The sequence below is a fragment of the Streptosporangium sp. NBC_01755 genome (assembly GCF_035917995.1).
Classification (GTDB): domain Bacteria; phylum Actinomycetota; class Actinomycetes; order Streptosporangiales; family Streptosporangiaceae; genus Streptosporangium.
In genome coordinates, this window is sequence record NZ_CP109131.1 from 4,438,948 (window position 1) to 4,455,085 (window position 16,138).

Annotated in this window: 12 protein-coding genes and 1 tRNA gene; 12 read left to right on the forward strand and 1 reads right to left on the reverse strand. The window is 66.4% G+C overall.

Annotation, left to right across the window (positions count from 1 at the left end; all coding sequences use genetic code 11):
- Positions 1 to 118: 118 nt before the first annotated feature.
- Positions 119 to 1,324 (reverse strand): pyridoxal phosphate-dependent aminotransferase, encoded by a 1,206-nt coding sequence (locus OG884_RS21390; protein WP_326635490.1) that lies wholly within the window; start codon positions 1,322 to 1,324, stop codon positions 119 to 121.
- Positions 1,325 to 1,570: 246 nt separating this feature from the next.
- Between OG884_RS21390 and OG884_RS21395 the strand changes: the two genes are divergently transcribed.
- The 12 genes from OG884_RS21395 (at position 1,571) to OG884_RS21450 (ending at position 15,770) form a co-directional block, all read left to right on the forward strand.
- Positions 1,571 to 1,643, forward strand: a tRNA-Trp gene (locus tag OG884_RS21395).
- A 75-nt stretch (positions 1,644 to 1,718) separates the two neighbouring features.
- Positions 1,719 to 1,967 (forward strand): preprotein translocase subunit SecE, encoded by a 249-nt coding sequence (gene secE / locus OG884_RS21400; RefSeq protein WP_037972396.1) that lies wholly within the window; start codon positions 1,719 to 1,721, stop codon positions 1,965 to 1,967.
- 72 nt (positions 1,968 to 2,039) lie between these two features.
- Positions 2,040 to 2,828, forward strand: coding sequence for a transcription termination/antitermination protein NusG (gene nusG / locus OG884_RS21405; protein ID WP_326635495.1), 789 nt, complete (start codon positions 2,040 to 2,042; stop codon positions 2,826 to 2,828).
- A gap of 146 nt (positions 2,829 to 2,974) precedes the next feature.
- Positions 2,975 to 3,406 carry a 50S ribosomal protein L11 gene (rplK, locus tag OG884_RS21410; protein WP_326635497.1) on the forward strand — a complete coding sequence of 144 codons (432 nt, stop codon included), beginning with the start codon at positions 2,975 to 2,977 and terminating at the stop codon, positions 3,404 to 3,406.
- 177 nt (positions 3,407 to 3,583) lie between these two features.
- Positions 3,584 to 4,297, forward strand: coding sequence for a 50S ribosomal protein L1 (gene rplA / locus OG884_RS21415; RefSeq protein WP_326635499.1), 714 nt, complete (start codon positions 3,584 to 3,586; stop codon positions 4,295 to 4,297).
- A gap of 143 nt (positions 4,298 to 4,440) precedes the next feature.
- Complete coding sequence (locus OG884_RS21420) at positions 4,441 to 5,271, forward strand: LppX_LprAFG lipoprotein (protein WP_326635501.1); 831 nt, start codon at positions 4,441 to 4,443, stop codon at positions 5,269 to 5,271.
- 324 nt (positions 5,272 to 5,595) lie between these two features.
- On the forward strand, positions 5,596 to 6,120 hold the full coding sequence (gene rplJ, locus OG884_RS21425) for a 50S ribosomal protein L10 (RefSeq protein ID WP_030923995.1): 525 nt from the start codon (positions 5,596 to 5,598) through the stop codon (positions 6,118 to 6,120).
- Positions 6,121 to 6,202: 82 nt separating this feature from the next.
- On the forward strand, positions 6,203 to 6,592 hold the full coding sequence (gene rplL, locus OG884_RS21430) for a 50S ribosomal protein L7/L12 (RefSeq protein WP_326635504.1): 390 nt from the start codon (positions 6,203 to 6,205) through the stop codon (positions 6,590 to 6,592).
- 313 nt (positions 6,593 to 6,905) lie between these two features.
- On the forward strand, positions 6,906 to 7,424 hold the full coding sequence (locus tag OG884_RS21435) for a hypothetical protein (RefSeq protein WP_326635506.1): 519 nt from the start codon (positions 6,906 to 6,908) through the stop codon (positions 7,422 to 7,424).
- The gene (locus tag OG884_RS21440; protein ID WP_326635508.1) at positions 7,421 to 7,945 is read left to right on the forward strand and encodes a hypothetical protein; all 525 of its coding nucleotides are present in this window, start codon (positions 7,421 to 7,423) and stop codon (positions 7,943 to 7,945) included. Before OG884_RS21435 ends, OG884_RS21440 begins: the two co-directional genes overlap by 4 nt.
- 443 nt (positions 7,946 to 8,388) lie before the next feature.
- On the forward strand, positions 8,389 to 11,856 hold the full coding sequence (gene rpoB, locus OG884_RS21445) for a DNA-directed RNA polymerase subunit beta (protein WP_326635510.1): 3,468 nt from the start codon (positions 8,389 to 8,391) through the stop codon (positions 11,854 to 11,856).
- Positions 11,857 to 11,882: 26 nt separating this feature from the next.
- The gene (locus OG884_RS21450; protein WP_326635512.1) at positions 11,883 to 15,770 is read left to right on the forward strand and encodes a DNA-directed RNA polymerase subunit beta'; all 3,888 of its coding nucleotides are present in this window, start codon (positions 11,883 to 11,885) and stop codon (positions 15,768 to 15,770) included.
- The last annotated feature ends 368 nt before the right edge of the window (positions 15,771 to 16,138 follow it).

Sequence of the window (16,138 nt, forward strand, 5' to 3'; positions counted from 1 at the left end):
AGGGAGGCCGCACGCCTCCGGCGAGTACGAAGGCCGCACGCCCGCCGCCCCGCCGGTCGAGGCCCGGCCCCGGCGGGGCGGCGGCGCATCACCCGTCTCCCGCCTCGGGCGGAGACGCTCAGCGGGCCTGGCCGAGGAACTTGACGATGCGGCTCACACCCTCGACCAGGTCGTCGTCGCCGAGCGCGTAGGACAGGCGGAAGTAACCCGGGGTGCCGAACGCCTCACCGGGGACGACCGCCACCTCGGCCTCCTCCAGGATGAGCTCGGCCAGCTCGGCGGAGGTCGCCGGACGGCGGCCGTCGAAGTCCTTGCCCAGCAGCTCCTTGACCGACGGGTAGGCGTAGAAGGCTCCCTTCGGCTCGGGGCAGAACACGCCCGGAATCTCGTTGAGCATCCGGAGCATGGTCTGGCGGCGGCGGTCGAAGGCCTCACGCATCTGGGCCACGGCCGACAGGTCGCCGCTGACGGCGGCCAGCGCGGCGATCTGGGCGACGTTGGAGACGTTGGAGGTGGCGTGCGACTGCAGGTTGGTCGCGGCCTTGACGACGTCCTTGGGGCCGATCAGCCAGCCCACCCGCCAGCCGGTCATCGCGTAGGTCTTGGCGACGCCGTTGAGGACCACGACCTTGTCGCCCAGCTCGGGGACCACGGTGGCGATGCTCGCGAACGTCGCGTCGCCGTAGGTCAGGTGCTCGTAGATCTCGTCCGTGACGACCCACAGGTCGTGCTCGACGGCCCAGCGGCCGATCTGGGCGACCTGCTCGGGGGAGTATACCGCGCCGGTCGGGTTGGACGGGGAGACGAACAGCAGGACCTTGGTCCGGTCGGTGCGCGCCGCCTCCAGCTGCTCCACGCTCGCCAGGTAGCCGGTGGTCTCATCGGTCACCACGTCGACCTGGACGCCGCCGGCCAGCTTGATCGCCTCGGGGTAGGTGGTCCAGTAGGGGGCGACGACCAGCACCTCGTCACCCGGGTCGAGCAGCGTGGCGAACGCCTCGTAGACGGCCTGCTTGCCGCCGTTGGTGACCAGGACCTGGGCCGCGTCGACCCGGTAGCCGGAATCGCGGAGCGTCTTGTCGGCGATGGCCTGCTTCAGCTCGGGAAGGCCGCCGGCCGGCGTGTACTTGTGGAACCTGGGGTTCCGGCACGCCTCGACGGCGGCCTCGACGATGTAGCCGGGGGTGGCGAAGTCCGGCTCGCCGGCGCCGAAGCCGATGACCGGGCGGCCTGCCGCCTTCATCGCCTTGGCCTTGGCGTCCACGGCGAGCGTGGCGGACTCGGAGATCGCGGAGATGCGGGTTGAGATGCGAGGACGGGTCATACCTCCATGGTTACAGACCTGTGCCGCTGTTCCCGCCGGGTATCCATCATGCGGACGGCCCCTCCCGGAGGTCGCACGCGCGCGTGGAGGAATTCGCTGAGCTGGGCGATCATCCTCCGGTTCGACGTGGTGAGCAATCACACGTAGACTCCGGCATGTTCTTTCCGCCGCATGCGTGAACCGGCGGTCAAGACCGTGAGCCGCGGACAAACTTCGGTCCAACCGATGTATGGTGGTTCATGTCTTAGGGCACTAGCGCAATTGGTAGCGCACCGGTCTCCAAAACCGGCGGTTGGGGGTTCGAGTCCCTCGTGCCCTGCGAGGAGCGGTCCGCGCATCTGGCGTCTAGCGCGCCGCTGATATGCGTTGGACTCGATGGATTCAGGTGAGGACTGTGGCGATCGACACGCGCGGCGAAACCGCAGACAAGCCGAGCGGTGAGAAGAAGGCGAAGCGCACTTCTCCCGCCCTTTTCTATCGGCAGGTTGTCGCCGAGTTGCGTAAGGTCATCTGGCCTACGCGCAAAGACCTCATTTCGTACACCATCATCGTCCTGGTCTTCGTTCTGATCATGGTCGGGATCGTGTCGGCTTTGGACGCGCTGTTCACCGAGGGCGTGCTGAGAATCTTCGGCGGAGCCTGAGCCGCGGTCTCCGGCGGGCGGGCCGCCCTAGGGACGAGTCCATCAGCCATCGACGAAAAGAGAAAGAGCACCGTGTCCGAGTCTGCACAGTCGGCCGGCGAGCCCCGCGAAGAGCGCGAGGAGGAGCTGGAGAAGGCCGTGGACGTCACCGAGGATTCGCTTGACGAGTCCGCCGGGCAGGATGTCGACGCCGAAACCGACGCCGACGCCGAAACCGAGGCCGAGCAGGCCCCGACCGGCGCCGTCGACGAAGACGGTGACGTCCTTCCCGACGTCGACCCGGTCGAGGAGTTCAAGCGGCACCTGCGGGGTCTGTACGGCGAGTGGTACGTCATCCACTCCTACGCCGGCTACGAGAACCGCGTGAAGTCCAACATCGAGACCCGCACGCAGTCCCTCAACATGGAGGACTACATCTTCCAGGTCGAGGTGCCCACCCACCACGTGACCGAGATCAAGAGCGGCAAGCGCCAGCTGGTCAAGGAGCGGGTGCTGCCCGGTTATGTGCTGGTCCGGATGGAGCTCACCGACGAGTCCTGGTCCGCGGTGCGTAACACGCCCGGCGTGACCGGCTTTGTCGGCCTTTCTAACAAGCCGAGCCCGCTGAGCCTCGAAGAGGTCGCCAAGCTGCTCGCGCCGGAGCCGTCGGAAGAGGTCAAGAAGTCGACCGCGAAGGCCTCCGCCGCGACCGTCGACTTCGAGATCGGTGAGTCCGTCACCGTCATGGACGGCCCGTTCGCCACGCTGCCCGCCACGGTCAGCGAGATCAGCGCCGAGTCGCAGAAGCTCAAGGTGCTCGTGTCGATCTTCGGTCGCGAGACCCCGGTCGAGCTCTCGTTCAACCAGGTCTCGAAGATCTAGGCCGGTCGCGTAGACTTCGTCAGTCTGCCCCGCGGTCGCGGGGATGTTCCGTCCATCACGCCGGTCAAGTGCAGTTGCCGTGGTGGGCCCCGTGGTCACGGGGTTTTCAGGAACACCGTTCAGAGAAGAAGGACCCGGAGAGAAGCATGCCTCCTAAGAAGAAATTCGCCGCGCTGGTCAAGGTTCAGCTCCCCGCCGGCCAGGCCACGCCCGCGCCGCCGGTCGGTACCGCCCTCGGTCCGCACGGCGTCAACATCATGGACTTCGTGAAGCAGTACAACGCTGCCACCGAGGCTCAGCGCGGCAACATCATCCCCGTTGAGATCACCATCTACGAGGACCGCAGCTTCACCTTCGTCACGAAGACGCCTCCGGCGCCCGAGCTGATCAAGAAGGCCGCCGGTGTCGCGAAGGGTTCGGCCGTCCCGCAGAAGGACAAGGTCGGCAAGCTCACCAAGGAGCAGCTGCGCCAGATCGCCGAGACCAAGATGCAGGACCTCAACGCCAACGACATCGAGGCGGCCGAGAAGATCATCGCCGGCACCGCCCGGTCGATGGGTATCACGATCGCCGACTAGTCACACCCGCCGTACGGACCCGGCGGCGATCTCACGGCGGTGAACCGCATCCGCGAGATCGAACAGGGGCCGGCGGCGAACGCGATCTCGATCGCGTCAGACCACCAAACGTTGAAGTAAGTGGAGGGGCCGGCGCAGGCCCGTACCACGGACACTCGGATCCACAGGAGTGAGCAAGTGAAGCGCAGCAAGGGATTCCGCGCCGCAGCGGCGCAGGTCGACCGCGAGACCCTGTACAGCCCGGCCCAGGCGGCCAAGCTGGCCAAGGAGACCAACGTCGCCAAGTTCGACGCCACCGTCGAGGTGGCTCTGCGGCTGGGTGTCGACCCCCGCAAGGCCGACCAGATGGTCCGCGGCACCGTCAACCTCCCGCACGGCACCGGCAAGACCGCCCGGGTCCTGGTCTTCGCGACCGGTGACCGTGCCGAGGAGGCCCGCGCCGCGGGTGCCGACATCGTCGGTGCCGACGAGCTGATCGACGAGGTCGCCAAGGGCCGCCTCGACTTCGACGCCGTCGTCGCCACCCCGGACCTCATGGGCAAGGTCGGTCGCCTGGGCCGCGTGCTCGGCCCGCGTGGCCTGATGCCGAACCCCAAGACCGGCACCGTGACCCCGGCCGTCGGCAAAGCCGTCACCGACATCAAGGGCGGCAAGATCGAGTTCCGTGTCGACCGGCACGCGAACCTGCACTTCATCATCGGCAAGGTGTCCTTCGGCGAGCGCCAGCTCATCGAGAACTACGCCGCCGCCCTCGAAGAGGTGATCCGTCTCAAGCCGTCCGCGGCCAAGGGACGCTACGTCAAGAAGGTCGTCTTCTCCACGTCCATGGGCCCCGGCATCCAGGTCGACCCCAACCAGACGCGGGCGCTGACCGCCGAGCTCGACGCCTGATAGCAGACGTTTTTCGCGGAGGGCCTCAACCGAATGGCCATTCGGTTGAGGCCCTTCTTCGTTCTTCCGAAGGAAGCGCCCGGCTTTTCCGACGCGTAGTGTCGTAGTCAGGATCATCGGGGGAACGAAAGGATGAAGACGAAATGCGCCGATTGGCTCCGGCAGTGGCACTGGGAGCGGCCGCGCTCGTCGCGGTCGCGGGATGCGGTGCACAGGGCACCGGCTCCCTCGGAAACGTCAAACTCGCCGCGGCCGACGCGGTGCAGCAGAGCGCGCAGAAGGCCGAGGAGGTCACCTCCTACTCCGCGGACCTGGTTCTCGACGCGAGTGGCGGCGAGAAGGGCGCGAGCAAGATCCAGGGCAGCATGCTCTACCAGAGCAAGCCCCAGCTGGCGACGGACATCAAGCTCGACACGGTCACCTTCGGCGGCCAGAACGTGCCCGGCGGGGCGCGGGCCATCCTGTCGGGTGAGACGGTCTATGTGAAGTCCGAGCTTCTGGGCAGGTTCGCCGGCGTCACCAAGCCATGGGTCAAGGTGTCGCTCAGCGAGCTCGACACCAAGGGGCAGGCCGGGGTCAGGGAGTTCATGGACCAGGCCCGGCAGTTCGACCTGGCCGGCACCGTCAAGCTGCTGACCGCCTCGAAGGACGTCAAGGCGGTCGGCACCGAGACGGTCGGCGGGGTCGACACGACCCACTACAGCGGCACCTTCCCGGTGGCCGAGGCCGCACAGCTGCTCGACCCGGCCAAGCGCGAGAACCTCCAGGAGGAGTTCTCACGGGTCAAGAACGTGAAGTTCGACCTCTGGGCCGACGCCCAGAGTCTGCCCCGCAAGGTCACGCTCGGTGGTTCCGAGCGGGATGTGACGTTCAACCTGACGGCGTTCTTCAAGGGCTTCAACGAGCCCGTCGAGATCACCGCGCCGCCCGCCGACCAGGTGGGCGACCTGCCCGAGCAGCGCGGCGGAAACTGAGGTTTCCCCGAGATCCGCACCCCCCGCCCGCACGGGCGGGGGGTGCGAGCCTTTTTCTCACCGGCGGGGGCGACGGGACCGGTTTCCGGGTCTGATTTGGCATTCGCGGGCGGTAGGCCGTACGCTATCAACGCCGAAGACCGCCGGTCGTCGTCAGGTCGCATGGCCTGATGACCTAAGGATCCACGTCAGTGGACGGCCCGCGTAGGTGTGATGTGAGTTTTCATCTGGATTAACCTCCTCATGTGAGCCCCGTGCGCCTGCGCCGGGGCTTGTCTGTTTTTCATGGGCCTTTACCCCGGCGGCACATCTGGAAGGAGGCCCATGGCGAAGGCAGAAAAGGCAACGGCTGTCGCTGAGCTGAAGAGCAGCTTCGACGGCTCCAATGCTGCCGTTCTGACCGAATACCGCGGTCTCACCGTCGCCCAGCTCAAGCAGCTGCGCGTTTCTCTCGGTGAGAATGCGAAGTTCGCCGTGGTGAAGAACACGCTGACCAAGATCGCGGCCACTGAGGCCGGGTTCAACCAGCTCAACGACCTGCTCGCGGGTCCGTCGGCGATCGCGTTCGTCAACGGCGACGTGGTCGAGGCTGCCAAGAGTCTGCGTGACTTCGCCAAGGCCAATCCCCTCCTGGTCATCAAGGGCGGTGTCGTCGACGGCAGGTCGATGACGCCGGACGAGATCACCAAGCTTGCCGACCTCGAGTCGCGTGAGGTTCTCCTCGCGAAGCTGGCCGGTGCCATGAAGGCGAAGCAGGGCCACGCGGCCGCCGTCTTCAACGCGCTGCCCACCAACATGGCTCAGCTGGCCGAGGCACTGCGCGCCAAGCGCGAAGGCGCCGGCGAGTAGGTCCGCGCAGGCGGTCACAGGGGATTAACGCAACCGCGGTCCCAACTTTCCTTAGTAGTCAGATCCGTATGGAGGAACCATCATGGCGAAGCTCAGCACCGACGAGCTGCTCGACGCTTTCAAGGAGATGACTCTCCTTGAGCTGTCCGACTTCGTGAAGCTCTTCGAGGAGACCTTCGACGTCAAGGCCGCCGCCCCGGTCGCCGTCGCCGCCGCTGCCGCCCCCGGTGCGGCCGCTGCCGAAGAGGTCGAGGAGCAGGACGAGTTCGACGTCGTCCTCGAGGCCGCCGGCGAAAAGAAGATCCAGGTCATCAAGGAGATCCGCGCCCTGACGAGCCTGGGCCTCAAGGAGGCCAAGGACCTCGTTGACGGCGCTCCCAAGTCCGTCTTCGACGGCAAGGTCAACAAGGAGCAGGCCGAGAAGGCCAAGGCCGCCCTTGAGGGTGCCGGCGCGAAGGTCACCGTCAAGTAGTTCGTCTTACCGGAAAGAGCGGGTCCACCTGGTGCCGGTGGCCCGCTCTTTTTGTGTGCCCTCTGTTGGATGCGATGTCTTATAAGCGTGGCACAACGATCGAAGGAAGCCGGCGGGCGGGTAGCGGGCGCCCTGTCGCCCACCGCGCGGGACGGAGCTCTGGGGGAAATGGCCCGGGGCAGGTGCGCGAAGGCCGTTATGCGGATCTGTGCGGCGGGTTATGATCCGGCGATCGGGGAGCATACCGTCCCGGTGGCGGGAAAGCCGCGCTCACCGGCTCGCGTTCCGCGGACCGTGCGATGGGAGAGAACGCATGGCAGTGCACGCCGCCCGCCCCCGTCGTCCCCGTCGCACGCTCAGGGTCGCCGGACCGGTGCTGGGGTTGCTGATCGCGATGCTGCTCGCAGCCGCGTTCTGGGTCGGTGTCGACCTGCGCGACGCCCAGGCGGCGGCGGACGACAGGCAGGCGGCGATGCGGGCGGCGGGAGCGCACGCCGTGCATCTGCTCTCCGTCGGATACCGGAGCGCCGACGCCGACATCGAGCGAATCCTCGACGGCTCCACGGGTGAGGCCAGGGCCGAGTACGTCAGGACCGCCGCGGAGCGCAGGGAGGGCACGATCAAGGAAAAGATCCTCCGTGCGGGCGCGCTGCGCGCCCTGGCGCTGGTCTCGCTGAGAGGGAACACGGCCCAGGTGATGGTGGTGGGTGACGAGGTGATCCGGTGGGACGGGAGTAAGAATGCTCCACGGGAGCAGTTCCACCGGTGGAACATGGAGGTTACCGAGGTCGGGGGAGCCTGGCTCGTGTCCAAGGCGGAGCTGGTGCCGTGACGCGCGCCTCCCGGTTGGCGGTCGGGCTCATGGTGGTCGTGGCGCTCGCGCTCGCGGCGGTGATCTGGATCATGTTCACGGATCTGAGCAGGCTGCGCGCGGACGAGAGGGCGGGACAGGAGGCGCTCGCCACGGCCCGGTCGGTCGCCTCCGACATGCTGTCCTACGACTATCGTACGATCGAACAGGATTTCGCGAGAGCGAGCGGTTACACGACCGGGGCGCTCAGCCTGCACTACAGGCAGCTGGCCAGGGGCATGGCTTCGCAGGCCAGGAAGCAGAGGACCGTGCAGCAGGCGGCGGTGACCGGGGCCGGGGTGGAGTCGGTGGAGTCCGGTGACTCCGGCCGGGTTCAGGTGCTGCTGTTCATGAACATGAGCACTGTGAAGACCCTTCAGGGAGAGAAGGAACCGCGCCGGCAGGTCAGTCAGAACCGGGCCAGGTTCATCATGGTCAAGAAGGACTCTCGCTGGCTCGTCGCCGAACTCTCCACACTGCTCGGAGATCCTCCGCCACCATGATCGGCGCGCCGCTTCATTCAATTGTTAGTAAAGCTTTGGTTTGGGATGGGTTCGCGGTTGGGTACACCTGCCACGGCAGCGTCGATCGTCAGTCGAACCATCGGCTGGCGTTCGAACCACCATGTGACTCAGTGTCAGCAACGCCAGGTCGGACATCGTGTTGGATCCTGGGGTGTGCGCAGGTCACCGGGTGGGAAAACTCCCAGGGTCTCGGCTATTTCCCGGTCGAAATGTCAGCTCCCGGGCTTGACGTTTCGGCTCCGACGGGCGATGCTGCGACCAACGTGGAGCTTGCAGTGAGACTGAGGTGGACAGGTGTGTGCCGTTCGGCTACACTGCCCCTTTGCGCTGCCCTTTGACGACCCGCTTCTTTTGGTGCTCTGATGCATGGTCGTCTGGCGTGCGTGTAGTCAGTCCGCCGCGAGCCCTCGGAAGGACATCTGTTGGCAGCCTCGCGCAACGCCTTCGCCGTACCCGCCGGTCCCCGTCGTGTGTCTTTCGCACGAATTCAGGAGCCGCTCGAAGTTCCTGACCTTCTCGCTCTTCAGACCGAGTCCTTCGACTGGTTGCTCGGCAACGAGAAGTGGAAGGGGCGGGTCGAGGCGGCTCGCCAGGCCGGGCGCAAGGACGTTCCGGCCCAGTCGGGTCTCGAAGAGATCTTCGAGGAGATCAGTCCTATCGAGGACTTCTCCGGGACCATGTCCCTGTCGTTCCGCGACCACCGGTTCGAGCCGCCCAAGTACTCAGTCGATGAGTGCAAAGACAAGGACATGACCTACTCCGCCCCGATGTTCGTCACGGCGGAGTTCATCAATAACACCACTGGTGAGATCAAGAGCCAGACCGTGTTCATGGGCGACTTCCCGCTCATGACCGGCAAGGGCACATTCATCATCAACGGCACCGAGCGTGTCGTCGTCTCCCAGCTGGTCCGGTCCCCGGGCGTCTACTTCGACCGCAGCGTCGACAAGACCTCCGACAAGGACCTCTACGGATGCAAGGTGATTCCCTCCCGGGGCGCCTGGCTAGAGTTCGAGATCGACAAGCGTGACAGCGTCGGTGTCCGCATCGACCGCAAGCGCAAGCAGGCCGTCACCGTCCTGCTCAAGGCACTCGGCTGGACCAGCGAGCAGATCCTTGAGCGTTTCGGGCAGTACGAGTCCATGCGGGCGACCCTGGAGAAGGACCATACGGCCGGCCAGGACGACGCCCTGCTGGACATCTACCGCAAGCTGCGCCCGGGTGAGCCGCCGACCAAGGAGTCGGCGCAGACCCTGCTGGAGAACCTGTACTTCAACTCCAAGCGCTACGACCTCGCCAAGGTCGGCCGTTACAAGATCAACAAGAAGCTCGGGGTCGACAGCGAGATCACCCAGGGCACGCTCACCGAGGACGACATCGTCGCCACCATCGAGTACATCGTCCGGCTGCACGCCGGCGAGGTGTCGATGCCCGGCGCCAACGGTGAGATCGTCGTCGAGACCGACGACATCGACCACTTCGGCAACCGCCGTCTCCGTACGGTGGGCGAGCTCATCCAGAACCAGGTCCGCCTGGGCCTGGCCCGCATGGAGCGCGTCGTGCGCGAGCGGATGACGACCCAGGACGTCGAGGCGATCACGCCGCAGACCCTGATCAACATCCGCCCGGTGGTGGCGTCGATCAAGGAGTTCTTCGGCACCTCCCAGCTGTCGCAGTTCATGGACCAGACCAACCCCCTCGCCGGTCTGACGCACAAGCGTCGTCTGTCCGCGCTGGGTCCCGGTGGTCTGTCCCGTGAGCGGGCCGGCTTCGAGGTCCGTGACGTCCACCCCTCGCACTACGGCCGCATGTGCCCGATCGAGACGCCGGAAGGACCGAACATCGGTCTGATCGGCTCGCTGGCCTCCTTCGGCCGGGTCAACTCCTTCGGTTTCGTCGAGACCCCGTACCGCAAGGTCGTCGAAGGCCAGGTCACCGACCAGGTCGAGTACCTGACCGCGGACGAGGAGGACCGGTACGTCATCGCCCAGGCGAACACGCCGATCGGCCCCGACGGAACGTTCCTTGAGCCGCGGGTGCTCGTCCGCAGGAAGGGCGGGGAGTTCGAGTCCCTGCGCGCCAACGAGGTCGACTACATGGACGTCTCGGCACGCCAGATGGTGTCCGTGGCGACCGCGATGATCCCGTTCCTGGAGCACGACGACGCCAACCGCGCGCTCATGGGCTCCAACATGCAGCGCCAGTCGGTGCCGCTGCTCAAGAGCGAGGCGCCGCTGGTCGGCACCGGCATGGAATACCGTGCCGCGACCGACGCCGGCGACGTCATCACCGCCGAGAAGGCGGGCGTGGTCGAGGAGGTCTCCGCCGACTACGTCACGGTGATGAACGACGACGGCACCCGCACGACCTACCGCGTCGCCAAGTTCAAGCGTTCCAACCAGGGCACCTGCTTCAACCAGAAGCCGATCGTCGCCGAGGGCGACCGGATCGAGGTGAACCAGGTCGTCGCGGACGGTCCCTGCACCGACGACGGCGAGATGGCGCTGGGCAAGAACCTCCTCGTGGCGTTCATGCCGTGGGAGGGTCACAACTACGAGGACGCGATCATCCTCTCCCAGCGTCTGGTGCAGGACGACGTCCTGTCCTCGATCCACATCGAGGAGCACGAGGTCGACGCCCGTGACACCAAGCTGGGCCCCGAGGAGATCACCCGGGACATCCCGAACGTCTCCGAGGAGGTCCTGGCCGACCTCGACGAGCGCGGCATCATCCGCATCGGCGCCGAGGTCGTCCCCGGCGACATCCTCGTCGGCAAGGTCACTCCCAAGGGTGAGACCGAGCTGACCCCCGAGGAGCGCCTGCTCCGCGCGATCTTCGGTGAGAAGGCCCGCGAGGTCCGTGACACCTCTCTGAAGGTGCCGCACGGCGAGCAGGGCAAGGTCATCGGTGTCCGCGTGTTCAGCCGCGAGGAGGGCGACGAGCTCCCCCCAGGCGTCAACGAGCTGGTCCGCGTCTACGTGGCGCAGAAGCGTAAGATCACCGACGGTGACAAGCTGGCCGGTCGTCACGGCAACAAGGGCGTCATCTCCAAGATCCTCCCGGTCGAGGACATGCCGTTCCTTGAGGACGGCACGGCGGTCGACATCATCCTCAACCCGCTGGGCGTGCCCGGCCGGATGAACGTCGGCCAGGTCCTGGAGACCCACCTGGGCTGGATCGCCGCCAGAGGCTGGGACATCTCGGGCATCCAGGAGGCATGGGCCGAGCGGCTGCGTGACAAGGGCTTCGCAGAGGTCGACCCGCGCACCAACATGGCCACGCCGGTGTTCGACGGTGCCAACGAGGAAGAGATCATCGGTCTGCTCGACAACACCCTGGTCAACAGGGACGGCGGGCGCATGGTCGGCGCGAACGGGAAGGCCCAGCTGTTCGACGGCCGTTCCGGCGAGCCGTTCCCGCACCCGATCTCCGTCGGCTACATCTACATCCTGAAACTGCTCCACCTGGTCGACGACAAGATCCACGCTCGCTCTACCGGCCCGTACTCCATGATCACCCAGCAGCCGCTCGGCGGTAAGGCCCAGTTCGGTGGCCAGCGCTTCGGTGAGATGGAGGTCTGGGCGCTGGAGGCCTATGGTGCCGCCTACGCCCTGCAGGAGCTGCTGACCATCAAGTCCGACGATGTCCTCGGCCGGGTGAAGGTCTACGAGGCGATCGTCAAGGGCGAGAACATCCCCGAGCCGGGCATCCCGGAGTCGTTCAAGGTCCTCATCAAGGAAATGCAGTCGCTGTGCCTGAACGTCGAGGTGCTCTCCAGCGACGGCATGTCCATCGAGATGCGCGACACCGACGAAGACGTCTTCCGCGCCGCGGAAGAACTCGGCATCGACCTGTCCCGGCGTGAGCCGAGCAGTGTCGAAGAGGTCTGATCTAGAAGCTGAGGAGGGGATTACAAGTGCTCGACGTCAACTTCTTCGACGAGCTTCGGATCGGCCTCGCGACCGCCGACGACATCCGCCAGTGGTCGCACGGCGAGGTGAAGAAGCCCGAAACCATCAACTACCGGACGCTCAAGCCCGAGAAGGACGGACTCTTCTGCGAGAAGATCTTCGGTCCGACCCGCGACTGGGAGTGCTACTGCGGTAAGTACAAGCGCGTCCGCTTCAAGGGCATCATCTGTGAGCGCTGTGGCGTCGAGGTGACCCGCGCCAAGGTGCGTCGTGAGCGGATGGGCCACATCGAGCTGGCCGCGCCCGTCACGCACATCTGGTACTTCAAGGGTGTCCCGTCCCGTCTGGGATACCTGCTCGACCTGGCCCCGAAGGACCTCGAGAAGGTCATCTACTTCGCGGCCTACATGATCACGCACGTCGACAAGGAAATGCGCGAGCGTGACCTGCCGTCGCTGGAGGCGAAGATCTCCGTCGAGCGGCAGCACATCGAGCAGCGCCGTGACGCCGACATCGAGGCTCGCCAGCGCAAGCTGGAGACCGATCTGGCCGAGCTTGAGGCCGCCGGCGCCAAGGGCGACCAGCGCCGCAAGGTGCGTGAGGGCGCCGAGCGCGAGATGCGGCAGCTGCGTGACCGGGCCCAGCGCGAGCTGGACCGGCTGGACGAGGTCTGGAGCCGCTTCAAGAACCTCAAGGTTCAGGACCTTGAGGGCGACGAGCTGCTCTACCGCGAGATGCGCGACCGCTTCGGCCGTTACTTCCGCGGTGGCATGGGTGCCCAGGCCATCCAGGAGCGCCTGACCAACTTCGACCTCGCTCTTGAGGCCGAGAACCTGCGCGAGACGATCCGCAGCGGCAAGGGGCAGAAGAAGGCCCGCGCGCTCAAGCGTCTCAAGGTCGTGTCGGCGTTCCTGAACACCCGTAACTCGCCCAACGGGATGGTCCTCGACTGCATCCCGGTCATCCCGCCGGACCTGCGCCCCATGGTGCAGCTCGACGGTGGCCGGTTCGCCACCTCGGACCTGAACGACCTGTACCGCCGCGTGATCAACCGGAACAACCGCCTCAAGCGGCTTCTCGACCTCGGCGCCCCCGAGATCATCGTGAACAACGAGAAGCGGATGCTCCAGGAGGCCGTCGACGCGCTGTTCGACAACGGCCGCCGCGGCCGCCCGGTCACCGGTCCCGGCAACCGCCCCCTGAAGTCCCTCAGCGACATGCTGAAGGGCAAGCAGGGTCGGTTCCGCCAGAACCTGCTGGGCAAGCGAGTCGACTACTCCGGCCGTTCGGTCATCGTCGTCGGCCCGCAGCTGAAGCTGCACCAGTGCGGTCTGCCCAAGCAGATGGCGCTGGAGCTCTTCAAGCCGTTCGTGATGAAGCGCCTGGTCGACCTGAACCACGCGCAGAACATCAAGTCGGCCAAGCGGATGGTCGAGCGCGCTCGCCCGGTCGTGTGGGATGTCCTCGAAGAGGTCATCACCGAGCACCCCGTGCTGCTCAACCGCGCGCCGACCCTGCACCGCCTGGGCATCCAGGCCTTCGAGCCGCAGCTGGTCGAGGGCAAGGCCATCCAGATCCACCCGCTCGTCTGCACCGCGTTCAACGCGGACTTCGACGGCGACCAGATGGCCGTGCACCTGCCGCTGTCCGCCGAGGCGCAGGCCGAGGCCCGCATCCTGATGCTGTCGACGAACAACATCCTGAAGCCGGCCGACGGTAAGCCCGTGACCATGCCCACCCAGGACATGATCATCGGTCTCTACTCGCTGACCACGCTCAAGGACGAGAACGAGAACGGTGTCGGGCGGGGACGGGTCTTCGGCTCGGTGTCGGAGGCGCTCATGGCCTTCGATCGCCGTGAACTCGACATCCAGTCGCTGATCCAGATCCGGATGCGGGGCGACGTCCCGCCGCCCCGCGGCTGGGCGGGCCCCGAGGGCTGGGAGGCCGGTGACGGCTACCGCCTGGAGACCACTCTGGGCCGGTGCCTGTTCAACCAGACCCTGCCGGCGAACTACCCGTACGTGAACTCGCAGGTCGGCAAGAAGCAGCTGTCGGTCATCGTCAACGAGCTCGCCGAGAAGTACCCCAAGGTCGAGGTCGCGGCCGCGCTCGACGCCCTCAAGGACGCCGGCTTCTACTGGGCGACCAGGGCCGGTGTGACGATCTCCATCGAGGACGTCATCGCGCCGCCGAACAAGTCCGAGATCATGGAGACGTACGAGCGCCGGGCCGACAAGGTCCAGCGTGAGTACGAGCGCGGTCTGATCACGGACGAGGAGCGTCGTCAGGAGCTCATCGAGATCTGGACGCACGCGACCAGCGACGTGACCGACGACATGCAGAAGGCGTTCCCGAAGACCAACCCGGTCTGGATGATGGTCCAGTCGGGCGCCCGAGGAAACCTGATGCAGGTCCGGCAGATCTCCGGCATCCGCGGTCTGGTGTCCAACACCAAGGGTGAGACGATCCCGCGCCCGATCAAGGCCTCGTTCCGCGAGGGCCTGTCGGTGCTGGAGTACTTCATCTCCACCCACGGCCAGCGGAAGGGTCTGGCGGACACCGCGCTGCGGACCGCCGACTCGGGTTACCTGACCCGTCGTCTGGTGGACGTCGCGCAGGACGTCATCGTCCGCGAGATCGACTGCGGCACCGACCGTGCCGTCCCGCTGCACGTCGCCGACCGCGACGCCCAGGGCAACCTGGTCAAGGCGGAGAACGCCGAGAGCAACGTGCACGGCCGCATCCTCGCCGAGGACGTGGAGGTGGACGGCAAGATCATCGTGCCCGTGGGCGTCGACATCAACGACATCCACGTCACCGCCCTGGTCGAGGCCGGAGTGGAGACCGTCAGGACCCGCAGCGCACTCGTCTGCGAGGCCAAGATCGGTGTCTGCGCCACCTGCTACGGCCGTTCGCTCGCGACCGGCAAGCTCGTGGACGTCGGCGAGGCGGTCGGTATCATCGCCGCCCAGTCGATCGGTGAGCCCGGCACCCAGCTGACGATGCGGACCTTCCACACCGGTGGTGTGGCGGGCGCCGACATCACCCACGGTCTGCCCCGTGTCCAGGAGCTCTTCGAGGCGCGCGTCCCCAAGGGCGTCGCCCCGATCAGCGAGGCCGAGGGCCGGGTCCGCGTCGACGAGACCGACAAGACCCGGAAGATCGTGATCGTCCCGGACGACGGTTCCGAGGAGGTCGCGTACCCGGTGTCGATGCGGTCGCGCATGCTCGTCTCCGACGGGCAGCGTGCCGGTGTCGGCCAGCAGCTGATCGCCGGTGCGGTCAACCCCAACGAGGTGCTGCGCATCCTCGGCCCCCGGGCCGTGCAGCTGCACCTGGTGGCCGAGGTCCAGCAGGTCTACCGCTCGCAGGGTGTGTCGATCCACGACAAGCACATCGAGATCATCGTGCGGCAGATGCTCAAGCGCGTGAACGTGCTCGAGTCCGGTGACGCCGACATGCTGCCCGGTGAGCTCGTCGAGCGGCCGCGCTTCGAGCGGATCAACCGCGAGTGCGTGGCGGAGGGCGGCACGCCGGCCTCCGGGCGTCCGGTGCTGATGGGTATCACCAAGGCCTCGCTCGCCACCGAGTCCTGGCTGTCCGCGGCGTCCTTCCAGGAGACGACCCGAGTGCTCACCGACGCGGCGATCCACGCCAAGTCGGACTCGCTGCTCGGCCTCAAGGAGAACGTCATCATCGGAAAGCTCATCCCGGCCGGTACCGGCATGCCCCAGTACCGCAACATCCGGGTCGAGCCCACCGAGGAGGCCAAGGCCGCGATGTACACGGTCGGCGGCTACGACGGTTCCGCGGCGGACTACACCTTCGGCTCGGGCTCCGGTGAGGCCGTGCCGCTGGAGGAGTACGACTTCGGTCAGTACAACCGCTGAGTGGTCACAGGCGGCGCCCGGTCCCCGGCAGGGGATCGGGCGCCGTCGCCTTTCCAGGGCGTTCTCGTCCCGAACCGGTGGGTGTGGCCCTTTCTTGACCGGAATGTTGCGGCGAAAGCCGTACGTTAATAAGGAGAACGGCCGGAGAAGTGCTCTGCGGCGGGTAAGCTCGACATGGACCCGGAAGCGGTCGGTCGGAAACCGGTCGTGGGAGTCATGACACGAATGCGGGCACCCACAGCGGTGCCTGGCCGGTGCGGCCGTTTTGACGTGTTGCGCTGGGCTGGGTAGTCTTGCCCTTCGTGCCCATGTCTTCGTGGGCCCTCATGCGTGTGCGTCGACAGGTTCCCGATGGGGAGTCGTCAGGG

What these genes read in the sequence shown, in the direction of transcription:
- rplJ (WP_030923995.1), top strand. Translation starts at nt 5,596, where the DNA reads ATGGCGAAGGCAGAAAAGGCAACGGCTGTCGCTGAGCTGAAGAGCAGC.
- rplK (WP_326635497.1), top strand. Translation starts at nt 2,975, where the DNA reads ATGCCTCCTAAGAAGAAATTCGCCGCGCTGGTCAAGGTTCAGCTCCCC.
- OG884_RS21390 (WP_326635490.1), bottom strand. Translation starts at nt 1,324, where the DNA reads ATGACCCGTCCTCGCATCTCAACCCGCATCTCCGCGATCTCCGAGTCC.
- OG884_RS21420 (WP_326635501.1), top strand. Translation starts at nt 4,441, where the DNA reads ATGCGCCGATTGGCTCCGGCAGTGGCACTGGGAGCGGCCGCGCTCGTC.
- OG884_RS21435 (WP_326635506.1), top strand. Translation starts at nt 6,906, where the DNA reads ATGGCAGTGCACGCCGCCCGCCCCCGTCGTCCCCGTCGCACGCTCAGG.
- rplL (WP_326635504.1), top strand. Translation starts at nt 6,203, where the DNA reads ATGGCGAAGCTCAGCACCGACGAGCTGCTCGACGCTTTCAAGGAGATG.